Origin of the sequence: Paenibacillus sp. MAEPY2, assembly GCF_000499205.1 — a bacterium.
GTDB lineage: Bacteria > Bacillota > Bacilli > Paenibacillales > Paenibacillaceae > Paenibacillus > Paenibacillus vandeheii.
The window spans coordinates 198,162-222,654 of sequence record NZ_AWUK01000012.1; the positions used below are offsets into that span (position 1 = coordinate 198,162).

Consider the following 24,493-nt stretch of genomic DNA (forward strand, 5'->3'; position numbering starts at 1 on the left):
GCAAGGAAGCATGAGGTGAACAACAATGGCTAAGGTTCGTACAGGTAGAGTGAGCGAGCAGATCAAGAAAGAATTAAGTCTGCTCATCCAATCTGAACTGAAAGATCCTCGTATCGGCTTTATTACCGTAACGGGAGTCGAAGTAACAGGGGACTTGTCGCAAGCCAAGGTTTATCTGAGTGTCTTCGGTGAACAGGAACAAAAGGATAACTCGCTTAAAGCGCTGGCCAAAGCAAATGGATTTTTGCGTACCGAACTGGGCAAGCGTATCCGTTTTCGACATGTTCCCGAGTTGATATTCAAGATCGACGAATCCATCGCATATGGCAGCCGGATCGAGAAGCTGCTTGGTGATATCGGTACCGACAAGAACGAATCCAAGTAACAGAATAAAGGAGACGGCAATGCACACTTATGAACAGGCGCTTCAGGACGGAAAGCAATTTCTGCTGGAGCATGATGATTACCTGGTCGTGTCGCATGTACAGCCGGACGGTGACGCAGTCAGCTCGACGGTAACGGTGGGCTGGCTGCTGTCATGTCTGGGTAAGACATTCACGATGATTAATGAAGGTGAAATTCCTCAGCGCATGCATTTTTTGTGGGAAGCTGGCAAGATCGTGAACATGACCGAACAACCACCGGAGCGGAAATATAAAGCGATAATCTGTGTGGATTGTGCAGACTTTTCCAGAGTAGGTCTGACTCGTCATTATTTCGAAGAAGATGCTGTCATTTTAAATATTGATCATCATCCGACGAATGACGCATATGGCACAGTAAACATCATTAAGCCAGACGCGGCAGCAACGGCTGAAATTCTGTTTGATTTCCTTAATCTTTTCCCAGTGAAATGGAATAAAGATGTGGCTACAGCAGTATATACAGGATTGCTAACAGACACAGGTGGATTCCGCTATGCCAATACGAGTCCTAATGTGATGACCACCGCATCCAAATTGCTTGAACATGGTGTGGACGGGCCTTATCTCGCACAAATTTTACTAGAGCAGGTGACGCTTCCCCAAGTACGTATATTGAATCAGGCACTCTCAAGTCTGCAAATGACGGACGATGGCAAAATTGCTTGGGTAGTCATTACGCCAGAAGATATGATCGCTTGTGGTGCAGCCAATGAAGATCTTGAAGGGGTAGTCAATTACCCGCGTAACATTCAAGGTGTGGAAGTGGGTATCTTCTTCAAAGTGATCAATGATAATGCCGTAAAAGTATCTCTTCGGTCGGCTGGCAAGGTTGATGTTGCTTCGCTTGCACAGAACTTTGGTGGAGGCGGACATGTCCTCGCTGCTGGATGTCGCGTGGAAGGTAAGTTGGAAGATATCGTCGCACTAGTGCTGAAGCAGGTGAATACTCAATGGTAAAACCATTTGAAGGCGTACTTCCGGTGTACAAACCAGCGGGATTTACGTCTCATGATGTTGTGGCCAAAATGCGTCGCATTCTCAAAATGAAACGTATTGGTCATACAGGCACATTGGACCCGCAAGTTACTGGCGTACTTCCACTCTGCCTTGGACGGGCAACACGTGTGGTGGAGTACATGCAGGAGCTCCCCAAGGAATACCTGGCAACGCTACGACTGGGTCTGTCTACAGACACCGAGGATATGACGGGTGAGGTTATTGAGCGGTCAGAGAAGGCTGTTGAGGTAACACAGGAGCAGGTTCAGCATGTGCTGGAACAATTCCTGGGTACCATCTCTCAGGTTCCACCTATGTATTCGGCGGTCAAAGTGGATGGGAAACGTCTCTACGAGCTTGCTCGTGAAGGGAAAACGGTAGAGCGCAAAAGTCGTGAAGTTACGATCTATGAACTGGAATTGACAGGAATTGAGAAACAAGGCGACACCACGGATATATCGTTTCGTGCTCTATGTTCCAAAGGGACGTATATTCGAACCTTATGTGTGGATATCGGCAGGAAATTAGGATATCCGTCCACAATGCTACAATTGGAGCGCACGATATCGGCTGGCATTTCCGCAGAACACTGCCTCCGCTTTGAAGAAGTGGAACAACGCATGATGGATGGAACGTTAGCCGAGGTGCTGATTCCGGTTGATGAAGCCATTTCTTCCATTCCGGCACATAAGGTTGGTGCTGATCAGGCCAAGGGAGCACTTCAAGGCCAGAAATTGTCGGCGCGTTTGCTCGAACCGCCTGCTGAGCAACCTGGTCTATTGCGGTTATATGATCAGGATGGGACGTTTCTGGGGATATTTGAGCGGGATGAATTGAAAGCAACGGTGAGAGCTGTTAAAGTCTTTTTACCGGAATAAAGAGGTTCCTGGTTTGAGTGGTGGTACTCAAGCCTGGCCTATCAAGTGAAATGCAGGTGAATGATTGTGAAAACCGTAATGCTAACCTATCCGCAGACGTTACATTCGGCTGTTCAGGGCACACAACCCCAAGTGCTCGCGATCGGCCAATTTGACGGGCTGCATCTCGGACATGCAAGTGTCATTTTGTCAGCTGTCCGCATTGCACGCGAAACGGGCATGCAGGCAGCGGTGATGACCTTTCATCCTCATCCGAAGGAAGTTATGCGCAAAGGGGATTACGAGGGTTATCTTACTCCCTTGAGAGATAAAGAAGACATCCTGTCTGAAATGGGTGTAGACGTACTCTATGTGGTAGAATTCAATGAGTCGTTTTCAAAATTGACGCCGCAGCAATTCGCACATGACCTGCTGCTTCCGCTTCAGACTCGAACAGCCGTAGTTGGTTTTGACTTCCGCTTCGGTCACAAGGGAGCAGGAGATGAGCAGCTTCTTCGCACATTGGGAGAAGGCCAAATGACGGTGGAAACGGTACCTCCATTCCTGTTAAACGGGGAGAAGGTGAGCAGTTCTCTTATTCGTGGCCTGTTGAAGCGGGGAGAAATGGACGAAGCCAGTCAGTGGCTCGGACGACCTTACAGCATCAGGGGAACAGTGATTCATGGAGAGAAACGTGGACGGACCATTGGGTTTCCTACCGCTAACCTTGAACTCACGGATCATTATGTTACGCCAGCAAAAGGCGTCTACGCTGTTCGGGTGCAGTATGGGGAGCAGGAACTGCGTGGCGTCATGAATCTTGGTGTGAAACCTACCTTTCACGAAAGCGGGATGAAACCTACGTTTGAAGTGCACTTGCTTGATTTTGATGGGCTGTTATATGATCAGGAATTAAAGGTTGAGCTCGTTCACTACATTCGTGCAGAACGGAAGTTTGAATCCATTGATGCATTGATCAGTCAGATTCGTGAAGATGCATTAACCGCCGCCCGCCTGTTATCTTGAGGTCCAGGATAAAATACAGGTTTACATTTACTTTGTCTGGGCAACTATGATATAATGTACTACGTTGTCGTTTGAGACAACAAATAACCTTGGCTTGGTTGCTTGCTCTCACCGGCGGCGACGAGGCTAATGGCGATTATAATGAAGGAGGTGAATAGGATGGCATTGACTCAAGAACGTAAACAACAACTGATCGACGAGCACAAAACTCATGAGTCCGATACTGGATCACCTGAGGTGCAAGTTGCTATCCTTACGGAAAACATCAAAAGTTTGACAGACCACTTGCGTACGCACAAGAAGGACCACCACTCACGTCGTGGACTTTTGAAAATGGTAGGTCAACGTCGTAAGCTTTTGGCTTACGTTAAAAACAAAGATGTTAAACGTTACAGCGCACTGATCGAAAAACTCGGATTGCGTCGTTAATTATCGTACATGTTTTCTAAATCAACCTGGCTGTTATCCGTCATTCCTTTGTCTAAAAGGACAAGCGGAGCTTACAGCCGGGTTGTTTTGTAGATGAACATGTTGCCATATATTTGTAGCTGACGGCTCCGCAAGGAGCTTTTGTTTTGCAAGTGAGCATGTTGCTGTGGAGTTAATGAATGCAGGACAAGCAGGAAATACTGTGAAAATGCAGAATCCATTGTGTTAGGAACGATTAAAAGGAGGGATTTCATGGAACAGCGTGTTGAAATGCAGCTTGGTGGAAGAACGCTTACGCTTGAAACAGGGCGTTTGGCCAAGCAGGCTAATGCTGCCGTTAAGGTAACATACGGAGATACCGTTGTATTGTGTACCGTAACAGCATCAAGTGAGCCTAAAGATCTGGACTTTTTCCCATTAACGGTAAACTATGAAGAAAGATTGTATGCCGTAGGTAAAATCCCAGGTGGATTTATTAAACGTGAAGGCAGACCGAGTGAGAAAGCGATTCTTTCGAGCCGTCTGACAGACCGTCCGATTCGTCCTTTGTTCCCGGAAGGTTTCCGTAATGATGTACAAGTTCTTAATATCGTTATGAGTGTGGATCAGGACTGCGAACCGCAAATTGCTGCCATGATTGGTACATCGGCTGCACTGAGCATTTCGGATGTTCCATTTAGCGGACCGATTGGTGGCGTGAAAGTTGGACGTATTGATGGCGAGTTCATCATCAACCCAACGATTGCACAGCTTGAGATAAGTGAGATTGAACTCGTTGTTGCAGGAACCAAAGATGCCATCATGATGGTTGAAGCTGAAGCGAACGAAGTTCCGGAAGAAGTAATGCTTGAAGCAATCATGTTCGGACATGACGAGATCAAAAATATTGTTGCGGTCATTGAACAACTCGTACAAGTGGCTGGTAAAGAGAAAATGGCTGTGAAATTGCATACCGTTAATGCTGAAGTTAACAGCAGTGTACGTGAGTTCGCCAGTGCTCGTCTGGTTGAAGCTGTTAAAATTGCTGAGAAACATGCACGTCAGGATGCAATCGATGTTGTGAATGACGAAACTGTTGCTCACTTCGAAGAGAAGTATATTGAGACTCCTGAACTGCTCAAAGATGTAAAAGAAGTGCTGCACGATATCGTTAAAGAAGAAGTGCGCCGTCTTATCACACATGACAAAGTTCGTCCGGATGGACGTGGACTCGCTGAGATCCGTCCAATTGAATGTGATACTTCCCTGCTGCCACGTACTCACGGTTCAGGTCTGTTCACTCGTGGTCAAACACAAGCGCTCAGCATTTGTACACTTGGTGCACTGGGTGATGTTCAGATTTTGGACGGAATCAGTCTTGAAGAAACGAAACGTTTCATGCATCACTACAACTTCCCGCCGTTCAGCGTAGGTGAAGCTCGTCCACTGCGTGCTCCAGGCCGTCGTGAAATCGGACATGGTGCTCTGGGTGAGCGTGCTCTTTCCAAAGTAATTCCTTCCGAAACGGACTTCCCATACACGATTCGTTTGGTATCCGAAGTACTGGAATCCAACGGTTCTACTTCCCAGGCAAGTATTTGTGCCAGCACATTGGCTATGATGGACGCAGGTGTACCAATCAAAGCTCCAGTAGCGGGTGTAGCTATGGGTCTGATCAAAGACGGAGATCATGTATCCATTCTGAGTGATATTCAAGGTATGGAAGATCACCTCGGTGACATGGACTTCAAAGTAGCAGGAACACCTGATGGTGTAACAGCTATTCAAATGGACATCAAAATCGATGGTATTGATCGTCAAATTTTGTCCGAAGCATTGGCTCAAGCCAAAGAAGGCCGTATGCACATCTTGAGCAAAATGACTGAAGTGATGAAAACTCCACGTGAGCAATTGTCACAATACGCCCCTAAAATTACAACAATGCATATCAATCCGGACAAAATCCGCGATGTTATCGGTGCAGGTGGTAAAATTATCAATAAAATCATCGAGGAAACCGGTGTTAAAATTGATATTGAACAGGATGGACGTGTCTTTATCGCTTCTTCCAACCAAGAGATGAATGATAAAGCCAAATCGATCATCGAAGGGATCGTGCGCGAAGTACTGGTCGGCGAGATTTATGTCGGTAAAGTAAAACGTGTTGAGAAGTTTGGTGCATTCGTTGAAGTGTTGCCGAACAAAGAAGGTTTGGTACACATCTCTCAACTGTCCACTGAGCGTGTTGCTAAAGTGGAAGATGTGGTTGCCATTGGTGATTCCATTACGGTAAAAGTAACGGAAATTGATCCACAAGGGCGTATCAACTTGTCCCGCAAAGCTGTATTGACTGCCGAAGCTCCGGCTCAATCCTAGGCTGCGTGCCATCGTTTTTTAAAAGATAGATTGAATGAAGAGACAGAATGTGAATTTCTGGCTCTTTTTTTATCGTTTAAATACTTTTTTTGAAATCGCTTGTTTATCCATTAAAGCCTTTGAATCCAGCTTTGAAGATCGTTTACATGAACAGCCTGTTTTATTCATATTCTTGCCCTTGTCCTCATATGATGGGGACAAAGACGGCGGGAGGATGGAGCTGTGAAAAACCAATCCAAAATGCTGGCGGCTGTCATGGTAGGCATGACAGCTGTCATACTGATCGGACAAGTGGGCAGTGTACGTACATACATTACGGAAATTCGTGATGGGCCAGGCACGCAAAATGCATTTGATATGTTTAAAGAGGCAACCGGAGAAGATCAGCTGTTGTCGGCGATCCGGGATAAAGCAGCCGAAACGAAAATCGCTCCGGTAAATGCCAGGGTGGATCGGGTTTGGAAAGCGATACCCGGGTATAACGGGATAGAGATCGATGTGGAGGCCACGTATCGCAAGGCGCTTGGTGGGACGCTGAATACGAAGATAGCATATGTCTATCGGCAGACTGAACCTGAAATTCAGCTTAAAGATTTGGGTGCACACCCGATTTATCGGGGAAATCCCGAAAAACCCATGGTATCATTTATGATAAATGTAGCATGGGGCAATGAATTCATTATCCCGATGCTAGATACGCTTGATGCTGAAAAAGTCAAAGCTACTTTTTTTCTGGATGGAAGCTGGTTGAGCAAAAACGAGGAACTGGCCAAAGAAATCCAAAAGCGTGGACATGAGTTATCGAATCACGCATACTCACATCCAAACATGAGTCGGTTGAGTACGGAGCGGGCCAAGTTGGAAATCAGTAAAACAGAGGATCTGCTCAAAGAAAAGTTGGGTGTGGAGAACCACTGGTTTGCTCCGCCATCCGGTGATTTTAATCAACAAACAGTCGACATTGCTTCCGGCATGGGACTGCAAACGGTACTTTGGACTCTGGATACCGTGGATTGGCGCAAACCGAGTTCTGATTCTGTTGTCGCCAAGATCGCCAAAAACGTGGAAGCCGGCACATTAATTCTAATGCATCCTACGGCTGCTTCTTCAGGAGCTCTAAAAGGAATGATTGATTCCATACGGGCCAAGGGTTTGACGCTTGGAACCGTTAGTCAAACGTTGTCATCCGAGCGATTGAAGGGTTCAGCGGTTGAGTGAATGATGTTTTTTTGTTAATATCAAACAGTTGGAACCAAATGTCGATTTCGATCTCGCGTTGAAATCTAGGCAATTATAGAGATGTAGGAGGGCCAACCGTGAAAAAAATTCAGCTGGGCAATGGCCTCAGAGTTGTTATGGAACAGATTCCGACCTGTCGTTCCGTGTCATTTGGAATATGGGTCAAGACAGGTTCTCGTAATGAGCAGCCTGCAAACAACGGAGTATCCCATTTTATTGAGCACATGTTGTTCAAGGGAACGGATCGTTATGATGCCAAGGCGATTGCGGAGCAGTTCGATGCAATTGGTGGTAACGTGAATGCGTTCACTTCGAAAGAATACACTTGTTATTACGCCAAAGTATTGGATGAGCATCTGCCAATAGCAGTGGATGTGTTATCGGATATGTTCTTCCGCTCCAAAATGGATGATGGTGAATTACTCAAGGAGAAAAACGTCATTCTGGAAGAGATATCGATGTATGAGGATACGCCGGATGACATGGTTCATGATCTTATGGCTTTGGCCGCTTATGGTGAGCATCCGCTGGCTTATCCGATTCTGGGTACCGAAGAGCGCCTCAAGGCGATGGATTCCAGCCATCTGCGTGCATATATGAAAGAGCACTACACGATTGAGAATACCGTTATTAGTATCGCTGGTAATATTGATGACAGTGTAATCGATTTGATGGAAAAGCATTTTGGTGCTTTTGATGTCAACGGTGTAGCTGAACAAGTCACGCTGCCTGCGTTCCAGAGCGGACAACTCTTTCACAAAAAGAAAACGGAACAAAATCACATCTGTATCTCGTTCCCGGGATGTAAAATTGGAGATCCGCTTCAGTTCGCTATGGTCGTGCTAAACAATGCGATAGGCGGAGGAATGAGCTCCAGACTGTTCCAGGAAATTCGGGAGAAACGTGGTCTGGCTTACTCCGTTTATTCGTATCATAGTTCGCATGCCGATAGTGGACTCTTCACCATATATGCAGGTACAGCGCCGAAACAGACGAAGGAAGTGCTGGATCTGACCAAAGAGGTTCTGCACGATCTGGCTGTAAATGGTTTATCTGAAGATGAGCTGCGCAAAGGAAAAGAACAGCTGAAAGGCAGTCTGATCCTCAGTTTGGAAAGCACGGGCAGCCGAATGAACCGCCTGGGCAAAAACGAGCTGATGCTGGGCAGACACCATACGCTGGACGAAATGATTGCTAAAATTGAAGAAGTGAAGATGGACGATATTAATGCTGTGCTGGACCTGATGTTTGCTGAGCCGTTTGCGCTCGCTATGGTCGGTGCTTCGGATCGTACGATCGCTGGATTAAGAAGGGATGATTTTGTTGCATTACGTTCAAATTCAAAAGTTACCGGGCAATGAAGATATTAAATTGCCTCAAAAAATGTCAGAGCTGGCCTCCGGCTTTGATGTAGTTGCGGCATTGCAGGAAGAGGTAGTGCTGCAGCCAGGTCAGCGAACTTTGATTCCTACGGGACTCGCAATGGCGATGCCAGCTGGATTGGAGGCACAGATTCGCCCTCGCAGCGGACTGGCTTTCAAACACGGGATTACCTGTCTGAATACACCAGGCACCATTGATGCCGATTATCGCGGTGAAGTTAAGGTTCTTTTGATCAACCTGGGTCAGGAGCCATTCACAATTGTTCGTGGGGAGCGTATTGCCCAAATCGTCTTTCAAACCGTTCCAGCAGTTGAATTAACAGAGGTAGCTGAACTATCGGAAACGGTACGTGGAGAAGGCGGATTTGGTCATACCGGTAAATAACGGTTCCGAAATGATCCTGGTTCGGCGCATATGATGTAAAAAGAGTTTCATAATTTAATTTACTGAGCTTGCTCTGGAAGAGTCGTCCCCACCGGGGCGGCTCTTTTTTCTGTTTTGAACGTTAGAAGCCATGTTTCTTTGGATGCTTGAATTTAATTGTTTCACCCCGCTGTGGGCCACTGCATACGATAAGGCATACATGTGGTGAAAGGAGTGACGTCCCGATGCTGACCGGTGTCCGGATTATAGTCATGGGCGGAGATGCACGGCAGCTTGAAGTCATTCAAAAGTGCGCAGAGCTGGATGCTACGGTAAGCGTGGTGGGCTTCGATAAGCTGGAGTATTCCATTCCGGGTATTGAACATCAGGAGTTGGAGGATGATGTATTTGCTTCGGCAGATGTACTGGTACTTCCTGTTGTCGGGTGTGATGATCAGGGTAAAGTGAGTACTTCGTTCAGTGATACTTCAATTTTTTTGAAAAAGGAACATGTTGCGGCATTGCCGGAGCATTGTATTGTGTTCACTGGCATGGCGAAGCCTTTTTTACGTGATCTATGCCGGGAAAATGGTCTGCGGCTTGTTGAAGTACTTGATCGTGATGATATCGCGCTCTACAACTCCATTCCGACAGCCGAAGGCGCCATTGCCATGGCGATTCGGGAGACGGACTTCACGATCCACGGCTCGGAATGTATTGTGCTTGGCTTGGGTCGAACAGGTTTCACAATGGCCAAAACGCTTCAGGGACTTGGAGCAAATGTACGGGTAGGAATCAGGCGTGAAGAGGATGCTGCTCGAGCAGCGATAATGGGCTGGAAGCCTTTCATGACAACGGATTTGGCCGCTCAAACCGGGGATGTTGACTTGCTTTTTAATACGATACCGACTATGATAATCACAGCGCAAATCCTGTCCAAAATGCCGCAAAAAGCAGTCATTATCGACCTCGCATCCGCTCCTGGCGGCTGTGATTTCAGGTATGCCGAAAAACGCGGTATCAAAGCGCTGCTTGCGCCTGGCCTCCCCGGCATTGTTGCTCCCAAAACGGCTGGCGGCATTATTGCCGACGTTTTAATCCGTTTGCTTTTGGAAGAACAAAATGCACGGGAGGTTGAACAATGAACTGGCAGGGAAAAACGGTAGGTTACGCAATTACAGGTTCTCATTGTACGTTTGAAGAGGTTATGCCGGTGATTAGCCGCTTTGTAGCCGAAGGTGCCAATGTTGTCCCGATTATTTCTAATTCGGTTCTGACTACGGATACACGCTTCGGGACCGCGCAAAATTGGCAAAAACAGTTGAAAGATATAACGGGGAATGATATCATTTCTACAATTGTTGAGGCAGAGCCGTTAGGTCCTTCCAAGTTGCTTGATGTGCTCGTAATTGCTCCATGCACAGGCAACACGACGAGTAAGCTGGCTAACGCGATGACGGACAGTCCTGTTTTAATGGCAGCCAAAGCCCAGATGCGAAATCAGCGTCCGCTAGTACTCGCTATTTCCACAAATGACGGTCTTGGGTTGAATGCTGCGAACATCGCCAAGCTGCTTGTGGCCAAATATCTGTATTTCGTGCCCTTTGGGCAGGATGACCCGGTGAAAAAACCAAACTCGTTAGTGGCTAAAATGGAGCTGATTCCGGAGGCATGCTGGAGCGCGCTTGAAGGTAAACAGTTGCAGCCAATGATTGTGCAGCGTTCTGCACAGGCTTAATAGTTTCTTGGGTCCAACGTAACATGTTTTCAGACATGATTCTGTACAGAATTAGTTACGGGGATAACGGTTATACGCTTGAAGAAATGAAGCTGGTTCGAGAGACAAAGAAAATCATGGGGACGTTATGCTGGCATGAACAGCTACCTGTGCCCACGTTCCTTTCATCAAAAGGGCATTCCTGCTTGCAAACGATTAGGTCAGGCAAGCGGGATGAGTGCACGGGAAACGTGTGCGTCATGATCTCGATAACAACCGCGGCCTTCATTTGGGGATGGTTACACAAAATCTTCAAAGAGGAGCGGCATGAAATGCCGTATAAATTGCTGAAATTATCGCATCGGAACGCTCCCTAGGGTGATCCATTTGTTGAATTGACCCGTGTCCAGTCTTCTTGCGTACACAAATGGAGGAATAAAGATGCGCATCATGGTACAGAAATTCGGAGGTACATCTCTCTCTACCGTTCAGGCGAGAGAGCATGTGCTCCGTCATGTTAAACGTGAACTTGAAGCAGGTTTGAGTCTGGTCATCGTTGTGTCTGCGATGGGTCGCCGCGGCGATCCTTATGCTACAGATACGCTACTGGATTGGACTGCACAGAACGGAAATGCACTATCTGCACGCGAAAAGGATTTACTGCTGTGCTGTGGTGAAATTATATCTGCGACGACTTTGAGCAGTTTGCTTGAACATGAAGGCATTCCAACTACAGTGCTGACCGGTGCACAAGCAGGTTTTGTGACGGACGACAATTTCGGGAATGCCCGAATTTTGGATGTCCGTCCTGTTCGTGTGCTGGAGCAGCTTCAGGTTGGGCGTGTTGTCATTGTTACAGGGTTCCAGGGGCAGACTGAGAACGGTGACTTTACGACGCTTGGTCGTGGGGGAAGCGATACGTCGGCAACAGCTCTTGGTGCAGCATTACACGCTGAGATGGTGGACATATACACGGATGTAAATGGGATATTGACAGCAGATCCACGGATCGTGGAAGATGCTCGCCCGTTGACTGTTGTGAGCTATGCCGAGATATGTAATATGGCTCATCAAGGGGCCAAGGTAATTCATCCACGTGCAGTCGAGATTGCAATGCAATCCCAGATTCCAGTGCGTGTACGGTCTACCTTTGCTGATAGCGAAGGGACGCTGGTTACGCATCCAGAAGGATTCCAGGACGTGCAGACAGGCATAATTGACCGATATGTAACAGGGATTGCTTATGTAAGTAATGTTACGCAAATAACGGTGGAAGTGCCGGGCGGTGCAGATCGTTTACAGCTGAAAGTGTTCAAAACGATGGCTGAGAACTCAATTAGCGTAGATTTTATTAATGTTACCCCCTTGGGAGTTGTCTATACCGTTTTCGATAGTGATTCCGAGAAAGCTATACAGGTACTGCAGGAAATTGGTCTTAAACCGCAAAGCCTTTCCGGCTGCGCCAAAGTTTCCGTCATTGGTGGAGGTATTAACGGAGTGCCAGGCATTATGGCACGGATCGTGGAGTCCTTGACACTGGCGGATATCCAGATCCTGCAATCTGCAGATTCCAATACAACGATTTGGGTACTTGTGAAAAAAGAAGATATGGTTCAAGCTCTGAGGGCACTTCACGCCTCATTCGAACTTCACTTGTAGGGAGGCCGAAGTCAGCGAGCCGGACCTGTTTTGAAGGAGGAATCGAATTGGACTTTGGAAGATTGATTACAGCAATGGTCACTCCGTTCAACGAACAAGGGGGGATCCATTGGGAGGAAACTGCACGTCTGATAGACTATTTGATTGAAGATCAGAAGTCTGAGACGCTCGTTGTTTCAGGAACAACTGGAGAATCTCCCACGCTAAGCGACAAAGAAAAAGTAGAGCTATTCGAATTCGCAGTAAAACATGCGGCTGGACGGTGCAAAATCATTGCCGGAACAGGTAGCAATAACACCGCCCATTCAATCCATCTGACTCAGGACGCTGAACGTGCTGGCGTAGATGGCGTTTTGCTGGTTGTTCCTTATTACAACAAACCAAGTCAAGAGGGAATGTATAGACATTTTGAAGCGATCGCTAACGCGACGAAACTGCCAATTATGTTGTATAACGTTCCTGGGCGTACCGCAGCCAGTCTTTCGGCTGCAACAACGCTTCGTTTGGCTCAGATTCCTAACATTGTAGCTACGAAGGAATGTGTATCTTTGGAGCAAGTCACGCAGATTTCTGCGGGGGCACCGGAACATTTTAAGGTGTATTCCGGTGATGACGCTGCTGGCTTGCCCGCCATTGCTGTAGGCGCTTATGGGATTGTTAGCGTTGCTAGTCATGTGGTAGGCGCTGAGATGAAACAAATGATTGATGCCTTCTTCGGTGGAGCGCCTGTACAGGCGGCTCAGATTCATCAGAAGTTGTTTCCGGTGTTCAAAGGCCTATTCGAGTGCCCGCAGCCTTTACCGAACCCTGTGGCGGTGAAATACGCTCTTACATTGCGAGGTCTGAACGTAGGATCCGTACGCCTTCCGCTTATTGCCCCAACAGAGGATGAGCAAGAGTTTATTCGTACGCTGTTTAACGAGTAAACATGCGGATATGGAACTAAAATTGTTAACTTTTATAAACTTATAAAAATGACAGAAGAACCGCTCCGCATTAAGAGGAGGCGGTTCTTTTTTTGACGGCGATTGTTAAGTTTCTTTTCACAACTGTGGGCAAACGTGGGGGTTAACGAGAGAGTGACTTGTTTTTTTTGTTTTTAATCATGTATAATGATGTCAAGTGACTGGGTGCGGTATTTTTTTGAAATTGAAAGCGACATCGTTTCTTGGTGTGGCTTTATGGTGAAAAAGGAAGGAACGGCTAAGAAGGATCATTTCAGAATCCATCTTGTGGGTGAAGGGGAATAACTTCGAAGAACTTCTTCCAAATATCGTGAATAAAGGTGCTCTTTTGCATTCATCCCTATTTACGGGCATGGGTGTGATGGACTGCTTTTCTTAACTTACAATAAAATAATAAGGTACGACGTCCAACTACCATAGGAGGTTTAGATTCATTTGTCTAAGAAAAATAACAACGATAAACTGATGATTTTTGCTTTGGGCGGCGTAGGCGAGATTGGTAAAAATATGTACGTCATCCAATACGCGAACGACATTGTAGTCGTAGATGCTGGTCTTAAATTCCCGGAAGAAGATATGCTCGGAATCGACATTGTCATTCCTGACATCTCTTATCTGACTGAAAACCGTGACAAAGTAAGAGGGATTATTTTGACTCACGGACATGAGGATCATATCGGTGGTCTGCCATATGTTCTGAAACACTTGAATGTTCCGGTATACGGAACAAGGCTGACTCTCGGACTTGTGGAGAACAAGCTGAAAGAAGCCAATTTGCTGGGTGAAACAAAGCGCATCCTGATTGATGCGGATTCCGAGATTCAACTCGGCTCTGTATTAAAAGCAACGTTCTTCGCTACTAACCATAGTATTCCGGATTCCGTCGGCGTATGTGTCGAAACACCGGAAGGCGCAGTTGTTCATACAGGTGACTTCAAATTTGACCACACTCCAGTCAATGGTCAGTATGCAGATCTCCAGCGTATGGCTCAGATCGGAACGAATGGCGTACTTGCCCTCTTGTCCGATAGTACCAACGCAGAGAAACCTGGATTTACACCTTCGGAGAAAAATGTGGGTATCGTTCTGGAAGACATCTTCCGCAAAGCAAGCCAACGTGTCGTTGTAGCAACATTTGCTTCCAACGTACACCGGATTCAACAGGTTATCAATGCAGCTGAAGTAACTGGACGTAAAGTCGCAGTTATTGGACGCAGTATGGTAAATGTGGTGGGTATTGCTTCTGAACTGGGTTACCTTGAGATTCCAGACGGCATGATTATTGAGCCCGAAGAAGTAGGCAAAATGGCTGCTGATCGTGTAGTAATTCTCTGCACAGGTAGCCAAGGCGAGCCGATGTCAGCGTTGACACGTATGGCTCGTTCCACTCACCGTAAGGTAGATATTCTACCTGGAGACACCGTAATTATCGCAGCAACACCAGTTCCAGGTAATGAGAAATATGTAGGCCGTACGATTGACGAACTGTTCCGTTTGGGTGCCAACGTGCATTACAGCGGTGCAAACAGTGGCGTTCACGTATCTGGTCACGGTAGCCAGGAAGAGCTGAAACTGATGCTTAACCTGATGAAACCGAAATATTTCCTGCCGATTCACGGTGAATTCCGTATGCAGCGCCGCCACGCGGTACTGGCTGAATCTGTAGGCATTGATCCGGATAACATTTTCATTACGGATATCGGTGAAGTGGTTGAAATTCAAGGCGGAGCAGCACGTAAGGCAGGTAAAGTTACTGCAGGTAACGTGTTGATCGACGGTTTGGGTGTAGGCGATGTAGGTAACATCGTATTGCGTGACCGTAAATTGCTGTCGCAGGATGGTATTCTGGTTGTCGTGGTAACGCTGAGCAAACAGGATGGCAAAATTGTTTCCGGTCCGGACATTATCTCTCGTGGATTTGTCTATGTACGCGAATCGGAAGGACTGCTTGATGAAGCCAATCGCATCGTCAGCAGCACATTGCAGAAGTTGATGAGTGAGAACGTTAACGAATGGGCTTCACTCAAAACGAATGTTAAAGATGCACTCGGACGCTTCTTGTATGAGCAAACTCGTCGTAGACCGATGATTTTGCCAATCATTATGGAAGTTTAAAATAAATCAAACAAAAACATAAATTCAGGCACACAGTCGCCCCTTCTCTACGAGTAATATTGGACGGTTCCTCGTAGAGAAGGGGCTTTTTTTGTTGTTTTCTGGTCCTACACCAGATTAAGGAGAAATTGATGAGTAATCGGGTATAAGTCAGCTGGAACATTCCCCATACTAAGGAAATACATTACATGTTTCTGGAGAAGGGGAGTAATCGAATGAGCGAATACATGAAAAACAAGCAAACACCGAAATCGGAACAACCGAGCATCGAGGCACCAGAGGTACCTGCACAAGAGGAAAAGACCATGTCTCCTGTGACGGAAGCCATTCAGCAATTTGGACAGACGCAGTCCCCCGCAGCTGAATCGAACATTTACTGCATGACCATTATCGGTCAGGTGGAAGGACATTTAATTTTACCTCCGCAAAACAAAACAACAAAGTATGAACACATTATTCCACAGCTGGTTGCAGCAGAGCAGAACCAGCGAATTGAAGGCATTCTGATCATTTTAAACACAGTAGGCGGAGATGTGGAGGCGGGCTTGGCTATTGCTGAAATGATTGCTTCACTCAGTAAACCTACGGTTACGGTCGTCATCGGAGGAGGGCATAGCATCGGGGTTCCGATCGCGGTTGCCTCAACCTATTCTCTAATCGCGGGTAGTGCAACAATGACCATTCATCCGATTCGCATGAACGGACTCGTTATTGGTGTGCCTCAGACGTTTGAGTACATGGAGAAGATGCAGGAACGTGTTGTCAGATTTGTTACGTCGCACTCGAATATCTCTGAAGAAATGTTCAAGGAACTGATGTTTAAGACAGGCGAACTCAACCGGGATATCGGAACAGCTGTGGGAAGTGCTGATGCGGTCAAACACGGATTGATGGATGCCGTAGGTGGGATTGGTCAGGCCATTGCCCAGTTGAATCAGCTCATCGGAGACAAGAGACAGACGCTGCAGGCAGGGGGCTATACCCAATGACACTATACACAGTGATGCCACCTGAACTCCTATGGTCAGGGATGTGGAATGAGGGAGAAGACACCCGGGAGATCAAGATGAATGGGTTATTGATGCAGGTCAGACCTGTTAATGAACATGAGGCTGTCATTGTACGTTTACTTGAATGCCCCTTGGAAGCTTATCTGAATCCCGCCAATATGCCCGGATCTATCGTTCCGCTTTCGGGTAACCCGGGACCAACATAACACGACGAAATGAGACAAATTGAGCAGAAAAAGAACATATGTACGGATTATATTTGTATGGTATAATATTCTTCTGGGGGTGACCTGATTTTGGCCAGAAGAAAAAAGAGGAAAAAAAAGGCCGCAGCGTTTAGCGGCGTTTTAAAATATGAAATTTACGGCATTGTGCTTATAACCCTTGCCGTCATCGCTTTGTCGGGTGAAGCAACCGTAGGACGATCGCTTTCCAAGATGTTTGGATTAATGCTTGGGAAGTTTTATTTTGCGATTCCGCTTATAGGGATCTATTATGGCTTAATGGTGATGATTCATCGAAAATGGCCAAGCGGCTGGACAACGCGCAAGACAGGGCTCGTATTGCTGGTGTTCGCCTTAACCCTGATGAGCACCGTCTCTGCCATGCACCAGAAGCTTATACCGGTTGGAGCTCTTGAGCCTGGTGCTGTACTTACACAGATACATAATGATATGCAAACCGAGCTGCTCACGCCTGCTGCGCCAGGCGAAAGGGATTCCATGCTCAATAAGGACATTAGCGGCGGTTATATAGGAGCCGCGCAATTTGCCTTGTTCTTGTGGTTGTTTGGCAGCTTGGGTGCACGTTTGATTATGATCGTCATGTTCATTATCAGTTTCATGCTGATTACCAATCTTTCTTATGTCGATCTGATCCGAATTTTCAGAACTAAGATATGGGATGCAGGAAGTGCGATGTACAAAAGGCTGGAGGCTAGACCGGCAACCCGTGCCGCTTCAAGCTCTGCGGGCAAGAAAAGTGGGAATATCCGCAAAGTGGTACCTGTTCCAGTAGTGGACGACGAGGAAGATGATGACGATGAAATGCATGATCAGCAGCTACCGAAACGAAAATCACCTATATTTTTCCAATTATTTGGGAAATGGGGTTCTGATCGGGAACGGATGAAGGCTGAGCGTGAGTTGGATCAGGATGACTCTTCAGACACGGAACATGTTGTCTACCGAGCAGAGCAGGAAAACCTTGCAGATGCATGGCAAGACGGGCCAATCACCGCATGTGATACAACGGCTCCAGCAGCTGTTGCTGTGCAATCAAGAACTAATTCAGCTCCAATTATCCGTGACTTCTTTGAACACGTCAGAGCAGAGGATGCGAGTAAAGATGATGATTTGGATGATGCGTATCCTTTTCCAGATGATCTAACGGCTAATATGCAGGGAGAAGAGCTTCCAATCAAGGTTTCAGATGAAATACTGGATACTAATGAGTGGGCTGAAGCCGCGAATGCTGGAGCAGATGTGATGGATGCTGTGGACGGTATTTCAGACGTTGAATCTACGTTGAGCAATGCGGCTCAAGGTTCGGATACGGAGGGGCAGGAAGTGCAACCTGTTAAGCCTCCACCACCACCTCCGAAACCTTATAAGCTTCCGTCGTTCCGACTACTTTCCAAGCCCAATAATGGAGGCAAGGGTGGCGACCAGAAGGATTATATGCAGACTGCTCGCAAGCTGGAAGCAACGCTGGAAAGCTTCGGTGTTCGTGCCAAAGTTCTTGAAGTGGTCAGAGGACCTGCTGTTACACGATATGAGATCCAACCGGATATAGGTGTGAAGGTCAGCAGAATTGTAAGCCTGACAGACGATATTGCATTAGCCCTGGCGGCAAAGGATATCCGGATGGAAGCACCTATTCCCGGCAAATCTGCTATAGGTATTGAGGTGCCTAATGGAGAGGTATCCGTTGTAACGATGCGGGAGGTCATGGAGACAGCCACATTCCAGGATGCCGAATCCAAAGTAACTATCGCATTTGGACGGGATATCTCCGGGCAGACGATTATCGGTAATCTGGCTCGTATGCCCCATTTGCTGGTTGCTGGTGCGACGGGTTCAGGTAAATCCGTATGTATCAACGGAATTATTACCAGCATCCTGTACAAAGCGAAGCCGGATGAAGTGAAATTTCTGATGGTCGATCCCAAAATGGTCGAGCTGAACGTATATAACGGTATTCCGCATTTGATGGCACCTGTCGTAACCGATCCCAAAAGAGCTTCACTTGCTCTCAAAAAGATTGTTGTTGAGATGGAGAAAAGGTATGAGCTGTTCTCCAAATCGGGTACACGTAACGTTGAAGGTTACAACAATCTCATGAAGGACAATCCAGCCGCAGTGTTGCCTTATATCGTTGTTATCGTGGACGAGCTGGCAGACCTTATGATGGTTGCCGCAGGTGATGTGGAAGACGCGATTGCCCGATTGGCTCAGATGGCACGTGCCGCCGGTATCCATTTGATTATTGCCACTCAGCGTCCTTCTGTAGATGTTATTACAGGTGTAATTAAAGCCAACATCCCATCCCGGATTGCCTTCGGTGTATCCTCTCAAGTGGATTCCCGAACGATTCTGGATATGGGTGGGGCCGAGAAACTGCTGGGTCGTGGAGATATGCTGTTCATGCCAATGGGAGCTTCGAAGCCGGTTCGTGTACAAGGCGCTTTCATGAGTGATGAGGAAGTTGAAAATATCGTGAATTACGTACGTGGCCAAGGTGAAGCACAGTATGACGAATCCATTGTGCCTGAGGTGGATGATTCCGTTCAGGCAGCAGATGAAGTACAGGATGAATTATATGAACAGGCGGTGCAGATTATATTGGAGGCAAAGCAAGCCTCGGTCTCTCTGCTGCAGCGTCGAATGCGGGTCGGTTATACACGCGCAGCACGTTTGATTGACTCCATGGAAGCCCGAGGCGTGATTGGTCCTTATGAGGGGAGCAAACCAAGGGAAGTATTGATCTCGCTGGAGCAGTATCAACAGAATAAAATAAGCTCGTAATCCACAGCGGATGCAAGCGAATTTAAGCCCTTAACCTTATTGGTTAAGGGCTTTTTGCATGCCATTGGACTAAAGTTTTGCCATGATGTCCAATGATCGTCTGATTTGGTGCATAGGAACGAAGTATGCTTGTCATAATAACCTTAGCGATTCTGTTAATCCCACAAGAGAAAGGTAGAGCTCAGTCGATGCGAAAAATGAACATATGGCTTTTCACTGCTATTTTGCTGATGTCCGCATTGGGAATTCGTTATATGCTTCCTGGGAATACAGCAACCGAAAGTCTAAACCAAAGTACCCCGCAGGTCGAAGAGAAGTCCTTACCCACTTTTAGCACCAATGCTGTGAAATATGGAAGTTATGGCCAAGATGTATATGAGCTTCAAGGCCGACTGAAGTATTTGGGATTTTACAATGGTAAAATTGACAGTAATTTTGGCAGCACCACACTGAAATCAGTAAAATGGTTTCAATCTGAATTCGGTATGAAGGTAGATGGTGTGGTTGGAGCCAAAACCAAGCTGAAACTTTACAATGCTTCAAAACAATGGTCGCCAACAGAAACGCCGTTGCATAAGGATCAAGGTTCAGGAAATGGTGGCAACAACAACAATACGGCAGACAAAGAGCAGGACAATATGGGCTCAGCCAATTCCATGGGGCTGTCGGAGAACGAAATCAAAATTATGGCTAACGCCGTATATGGTGAATCTCGCGGAGAGCCATTCGAAGGTCAAGTGGCCGTAGCGGCTGTTATTCTGAATCGCGTTAAATCGCCGAGTTTCCCGAACACACCGTCAGGAGTAATTTTCCAGCCAGGTGCATTTACCGCCGTTGCAGACGGCCAGATTTATCTGGAACCGAATGCCCAAGCTAAAAAAGCAGTTGAACAGGCGATAAATGGTTGGGATCCATCCGGTGGATGCCTCTATTATTTTAACCCGAAGACAGCTACATCCAAATGGATCTGGACTCGTCCTCAGGTGAAAACAATCGGGCAGCATATATTCTGTATGTGATGATCTTGGAAGCAACCAGAAGGCGTGACTTTGGTTGCTTCTTGCCTTTTGAATGGGTTAAAATGGTTGTTACGTTTAAGCTTCACTTATTGCACGACAAATGACGCCGTAAAGGGGTTTTGACATTTGAATACATCAGGATTTGAACGAGGAAATCGGAAAGAATTCCGCATACATGTTCTTCCTACGAAGCGGTTTAAAACATATGCGATATCACTTTACGCAGGGGTTCCTCTGCAAGAAGATACGGTTACCAAAGTAGCCTTAACACCTTTCGTACTTCGGCGCGGGACCGAATCCTATCCGGAAACAACGCAATTTCGTGAACAGTTGGAACATTTGTATGGAGCGGGTTTTGGCTTTGATGTTTATAAACGTGGAGATTACCAGATCGTACAGTTCCGTATGGACACCATTAATGATTCCTTTGTTGGCGGGGACGAGCAGTTGCTGGACCGTTCTTTTGCTTTCCTTGGAGAGGTGCTCACACGCCCCGCACAGGAGGATGGACATTTCCGAACCTCTTACGTACATGCTGAGCGGGAGACTGTTCGCAAAATGCTGGAGTCTATCGTCAATGACAAAATGCGTTATGCTGCTGAACGCAGTATTGAGGAGATGTGTAAAAACGAACCTTACCGCTTGCACCCGCTTGGTGAACGCAAAGATTTGCCGGGCATAGATCCAGAAACATTGACAGCTTCGTATCAGGAATGGTTGCAGCAGGCAAGTATGGACTTGTATGTGGTGGGCGACACCACGCTGGAAGAGGTAGAAAGCCTGGTTCAGCGATATTTCAATGTAGACCGTGTGACCTCTTCCGATTATCACACACAGGAAGCGGTTCGCGGAGATAAAGAAGTGCAAACCGTTGTAGAACGGCTTAATGTTAATCAGGGCAAGCTGAATATGGGACTTCGTACGTCCATCACTTATGGTGATCCGCAGTATGCAGCAGCTTTGATGTATAACGGCATTCTCGGAGGATATCCTCATTCCAAGCTGTTTGTTAATGTTCGTGAAAAAGAAAGTCTGGCGTATTATGCCTCTTCCCGTTATGACGGACATAAAGGTATTGCAACGATCCAATCCGGGATTGAAATTCCCAATTACGAAAAAGCGGTCAAAATTATCAAGCAGCAGCTGGATGAAATGAAGAACGGGAATATTACTGATTTGGAAATGTCCCAGACCAAGGCGATGATCCGGAATTTGCTTAGGGAAATGCAGGACTCTGCATTTGAGCTGATCGCTTATGATTTCAATCGGCAGTTGTCCGGCAAAGAGCGAACCGCCGAGGAACTGCTGGCCCAGGTAGAACAGATCAGCAAAGAAAATGTTCGTGAGGCGGCAGAAAAATTCCGTCTGGATACGATTTATTTCTTGCGTGATGAGAAGGAGGAATAGTCGGTGGAGAGCATAACTTACGATCGTTTGCAGGAAACGCTTTATTACGAAGTAATGGATAACGGGCTGCAAGTTTATATTTTGCCTAAACCGGGTTTCCAGAAAACATATGCCACATTTGCAACCAAATACGGCTCGGTCGACAATCATTTTCAGGTTGAAGGACAGGAAGAAGTGAAGGTTCCGGACGGAATTGCTCATTTTCTGGAACACAAAATGTTTGAAGAACCAATGGGTGATATTTTTGCCACATTTGCTTCTCATGGAGCGTCTGCCAATGCTTTTACCAGTTTCGACCAGACCGTTTATTTGTTTTCGGCGACGGAACACGTCAATGAAAATATACAAACATTAGTTGATTTTGTGCAAAATCCTTACTTCACCGATCAGAATGTGGAAAAGGAAAAAGGGATTATCGCCCAGGAAATTAATATGTATGCTGATAATCCGGATTGGCGCGTTTATTTTGGCTTGATTGAGGCGATGTATCAGAAACATCCCGTTCACATTGATATCGCCGGAACCGTTGAATCCATTGGCACCATAACGAAAGAAACGTTGTATACGTGCTACAACTCTTTTTATCATCCAAGCAACATGCTTCTGTTTGTCGTGGGTGGAGTAGACCCGCAGGAAGTGCTGGATATGGTTCGTTCGAACCAGGCGGAGAAAAATTATAAGCCTCAAGGTCGAATTGAGCGGATATTTGAGCAGGAACCGGAGCAGGTGGGGGAAGCCAGACGTGAATCCAAATTGGCTGTGTCCCTGCCCAAATGTTTGTTTGGTTTCAAGGAAACCGATGTGGGACTTACAGGAGAAGAGCTGTTACGTCGGGATATGACAACCAAATTGATGATGGATTTGCTCTTTGGTTCCAGTACCCCGCTATTTCAAAAACTGTATGATGAAGACCTGATTTCGGACAGCTTTGGACATGAATATAACAGTTCACCGCAATATGCTTTTTCTGCTATTGGCGGGGACACCAAAGACCCGGATCAACTGCTTGCCCGCATCCGTGAAGAAGTTGATGCTATTGTGGAAAAAGGGTTCGATGCAACCGATTTTGAGCGCGCACGCAAAAAGAAAATAGGTGGATATTTGCGCATGCTTAATTCACCGGAAAACATTGCAAATGAATTCACGCGACAGCAATTCCGTGGTGGTGATTTTTTCAATATGCTCCCGTTGTATGAATCGCTTACGCTCGAAGAGGTAAACCGCAGATTGAAAGAGCATATTCGTTGGGCTCAGCTGGCGATATCGCTTGTCGTGAGTCCTTAATATGGAGAGGGGAACAGGACAATTGAAGCCAATCGGGGAAATGACGGTACTTGTAACAGGCGCTAGCGGAGGCATTGGAGCAGCCATTGCGGAGCGCTTTGCCAAGGTGGGCATGAATGTCGTAATTCACTATATGAAATCGCATGAAGCAGCTAATGAAGCTGCAAGAAGATGTATGGAACAGGGCAGTGGTAAAGTCATGACGGTGTCTGCTGATCTTCGCAGCCGGGAACAGATCGAACGTATGCGTGAGAAGCTGGAATCACATGGGCTGATGCCGGATATTCTGGTGAACAATGCAGGAATATCACATTATGGATTGCTGTCCGATGTTACGGAAGAGATCTGGGATGAAGTCATGGCGATCAACCTGAAAGGCACGTTCTTGTGTACACAGGAAATGATGCCTCACATGATCTCTCAAAGATATGGCCGAATCATTAATGTGTCGTCGATCTGGGGACTGTCAGGTGCCTCTTGTGAAGTGTTGTATTCTACGACCAAAGGCGGTGTAAATGCATTCACCAAAGCTCTTGCCAAAGAGTTGGCTCCATCTGGAGTGACGGTGAATGCTGTAGCTCCGGGTGCCGTTCAAACATCCATGTTAAACCATCTGGATCAGGATGAACTAAAGATGCTGGAAGAGGACATTCCTGCAGGAAGACTTGCCCAGCCAGATGAAATCTCATCACTGGTCTACTTCCTTGCACTTCCTGAGTCAGGCTATATTAACGGGCAGATTATAAGTCCAAATGGGGGCTGGCTCACGTAATAACTGAGTCAAATTCAATGTTGATTACTCTTCAGGGTAGTGTCCTGATGGAAATTGTTGATTTGAAGCAGATCTTCGATGAATTCAAAAATGCTCGTATATAAAATGGCCGGGAAGCACATATTACAACTGTTGATTTTAAATCTCATGCGTCAGCAAAGGAGGATTTATCATGTCAACTGAAAAAACAGTGCTCTCAAGTTTTGACACATGGAAGAAGTTTTTGGGTGACCGCGTGAAGCAAGCAGAAAAGATGGGGATGAATGAAGAAACCATCAACAAACTTGCATACGAAATCGGTGACTTCCTGGATGAGAAAGTTGATCCAGCGAACCATTCCAACCGGGCATTGAAAGAATTATGGGATGTCGGCGATGCAGATGAGCGTCGTACGATTGCGTGCCTGATGGTCAAATTGGCCAAACAAAACGCATAAGAGTTTCAGA

22 protein-coding genes are annotated in these 24,493 nt (G+C 46.7%); all 22 read left to right on the forward strand.

Annotation, left to right across the window (positions count from 1 at the left end):
* Positions 1 to 25: 25 nt before the first annotated feature.
* The 22 genes from rbfA (at position 26) to P364_RS0111525 (ending at position 24,483) form a co-directional block, all read left to right on the forward strand.
* Positions 26 to 385, forward strand: a complete 360-nt coding sequence (rbfA, locus tag P364_RS0111410; RefSeq protein WP_024630258.1) for a 30S ribosome-binding factor RbfA — start codon at positions 26 to 28, stop codon at positions 383 to 385.
* Positions 386 to 404: 19 nt separating this feature from the next.
* A complete protein-coding gene (locus P364_RS0111415) occupies positions 405 to 1,382 on the forward strand; it encodes a DHH family phosphoesterase (RefSeq protein ID WP_024630259.1) in 978 nt (325 codons plus the stop codon).
* Entirely contained in the window at positions 1,376 to 2,299 is a 924-nt protein-coding gene (truB, locus tag P364_RS0111420; RefSeq protein ID WP_024630260.1) for a tRNA pseudouridine(55) synthase TruB, read from the forward strand. The genes P364_RS0111415 and truB overlap by 7 nt, the downstream gene beginning before the upstream one ends.
* A 66-nt stretch (positions 2,300 to 2,365) precedes the next feature.
* Positions 2,366 to 3,304 carry a bifunctional riboflavin kinase/FAD synthetase gene (locus P364_RS0111425; RefSeq protein WP_024630261.1) on the forward strand — a complete coding sequence of 313 codons (939 nt, stop codon included), beginning with the start codon at positions 2,366 to 2,368 and terminating at the stop codon, positions 3,302 to 3,304.
* A gap of 159 nt (positions 3,305 to 3,463) precedes the next feature.
* Positions 3,464 to 3,733: a 30S ribosomal protein S15 gene (gene rpsO, locus P364_RS0111430; RefSeq protein WP_024630262.1), complete on the forward strand. Its 270-nt coding sequence runs from the start codon at positions 3,464 to 3,466 to the stop codon at positions 3,731 to 3,733.
* A gap of 252 nt (positions 3,734 to 3,985) precedes the next feature.
* Positions 3,986 to 6,088: a polyribonucleotide nucleotidyltransferase gene (pnp, locus tag P364_RS0111435; RefSeq protein ID WP_024630263.1), complete on the forward strand. Its 2,103-nt coding sequence runs from the start codon at positions 3,986 to 3,988 to the stop codon at positions 6,086 to 6,088.
* 240 nt (positions 6,089 to 6,328) lie between these two features.
* A complete protein-coding gene (locus P364_RS0111445; RefSeq protein WP_052016603.1) occupies positions 6,329 to 7,306 on the forward strand; it encodes a polysaccharide deacetylase family protein in 978 nt (325 codons plus the stop codon).
* Positions 7,307 to 7,404: 98 nt separating this feature from the next.
* Positions 7,405 to 8,688, forward strand: a complete 1,284-nt coding sequence (locus P364_RS0111450) for a M16 family metallopeptidase (protein ID WP_024630266.1) — start codon at positions 7,405 to 7,407, stop codon at positions 8,686 to 8,688.
* Positions 8,648 to 9,094 (forward strand): dUTP diphosphatase, encoded by a 447-nt coding sequence (dut, locus tag P364_RS0111455; RefSeq protein WP_024630267.1) that lies wholly within the window; start codon positions 8,648 to 8,650, stop codon positions 9,092 to 9,094. Before P364_RS0111450 ends, dut begins: the two co-directional genes overlap by 41 nt.
* Positions 9,095 to 9,318: 224 nt before the next feature.
* Entirely contained in the window at positions 9,319 to 10,218 is a 900-nt protein-coding gene (gene dpsA / locus P364_RS0111460) for a dipicolinate synthase subunit DpsA (RefSeq protein ID WP_024630268.1), read from the forward strand.
* Positions 10,215 to 10,811 carry a dipicolinate synthase subunit B gene (locus tag P364_RS0111465; RefSeq protein WP_024630269.1) on the forward strand — a complete coding sequence of 199 codons (597 nt, stop codon included), beginning with the start codon at positions 10,215 to 10,217 and terminating at the stop codon, positions 10,809 to 10,811. Before dpsA ends, P364_RS0111465 begins: the two co-directional genes overlap by 4 nt.
* Before the next feature lie 420 nt (positions 10,812 to 11,231).
* The gene (gene dapG, locus P364_RS0111475) at positions 11,232 to 12,449 is read left to right on the forward strand and encodes an aspartate kinase (protein ID WP_024630271.1); all 1,218 of its coding nucleotides are present in this window, start codon (positions 11,232 to 11,234) and stop codon (positions 12,447 to 12,449) included.
* A gap of 47 nt (positions 12,450 to 12,496) precedes the next feature.
* Positions 12,497 to 13,375, forward strand: coding sequence for a 4-hydroxy-tetrahydrodipicolinate synthase (dapA, locus tag P364_RS0111480; RefSeq protein WP_024630272.1), 879 nt, complete (start codon positions 12,497 to 12,499; stop codon positions 13,373 to 13,375).
* 474 nt (positions 13,376 to 13,849) lie between these two features.
* Positions 13,850 to 15,529: a ribonuclease J gene (locus tag P364_RS0111485; protein WP_024630273.1), complete on the forward strand. Its 1,680-nt coding sequence runs from the start codon at positions 13,850 to 13,852 to the stop codon at positions 15,527 to 15,529.
* A gap of 215 nt (positions 15,530 to 15,744) precedes the next feature.
* Complete coding sequence (locus P364_RS0111490; RefSeq protein WP_173405221.1) at positions 15,745 to 16,518, forward strand: ClpP family protease; 774 nt, start codon at positions 15,745 to 15,747, stop codon at positions 16,516 to 16,518.
* A complete protein-coding gene (locus P364_RS0111495) occupies positions 16,515 to 16,745 on the forward strand; it encodes a YlzJ-like family protein (RefSeq protein ID WP_024630275.1) in 231 nt (76 codons plus the stop codon). Before P364_RS0111490 ends, P364_RS0111495 begins: the two co-directional genes overlap by 4 nt.
* Positions 16,746 to 16,835: 90 nt before the next feature.
* Positions 16,836 to 19,565 (forward strand): FtsK/SpoIIIE family DNA translocase, encoded by a 2,730-nt coding sequence (locus tag P364_RS0111500; RefSeq protein ID WP_024630276.1) that lies wholly within the window; start codon positions 16,836 to 16,838, stop codon positions 19,563 to 19,565.
* Positions 19,566 to 19,753: 188 nt separating this feature from the next.
* Positions 19,754 to 20,584 (forward strand): spore cortex-lytic enzyme, encoded by an 831-nt coding sequence (sleB, locus tag P364_RS0111505; RefSeq protein ID WP_024630277.1) that lies wholly within the window; start codon positions 19,754 to 19,756, stop codon positions 20,582 to 20,584.
* A gap of 126 nt (positions 20,585 to 20,710) precedes the next feature.
* On the forward strand, positions 20,711 to 21,991 hold the full coding sequence (gene yfmF, locus P364_RS0111510) for an EF-P 5-aminopentanol modification-associated protein YfmF (protein ID WP_024630278.1): 1,281 nt from the start codon (positions 20,711 to 20,713) through the stop codon (positions 21,989 to 21,991).
* Between the two features lie 3 nt (positions 21,992 to 21,994).
* Positions 21,995 to 23,275 (forward strand): EF-P 5-aminopentanol modification-associated protein YfmH, encoded by a 1,281-nt coding sequence (gene yfmH, locus P364_RS0111515; protein WP_024630279.1) that lies wholly within the window; start codon positions 21,995 to 21,997, stop codon positions 23,273 to 23,275.
* 1 nt (position 23,276) lies between these two features.
* Complete coding sequence (gene ymfI / locus P364_RS0111520) at positions 23,277 to 24,047, forward strand: elongation factor P 5-aminopentanone reductase (RefSeq protein WP_024630280.1); 771 nt, start codon at positions 23,277 to 23,279, stop codon at positions 24,045 to 24,047.
* A gap of 172 nt (positions 24,048 to 24,219) precedes the next feature.
* On the forward strand, positions 24,220 to 24,483 hold the full coding sequence (locus P364_RS0111525) for a DUF3243 domain-containing protein (protein ID WP_024630281.1): 264 nt from the start codon (positions 24,220 to 24,222) through the stop codon (positions 24,481 to 24,483).
* Positions 24,484 to 24,493: the final 10 nt, after the last annotated feature.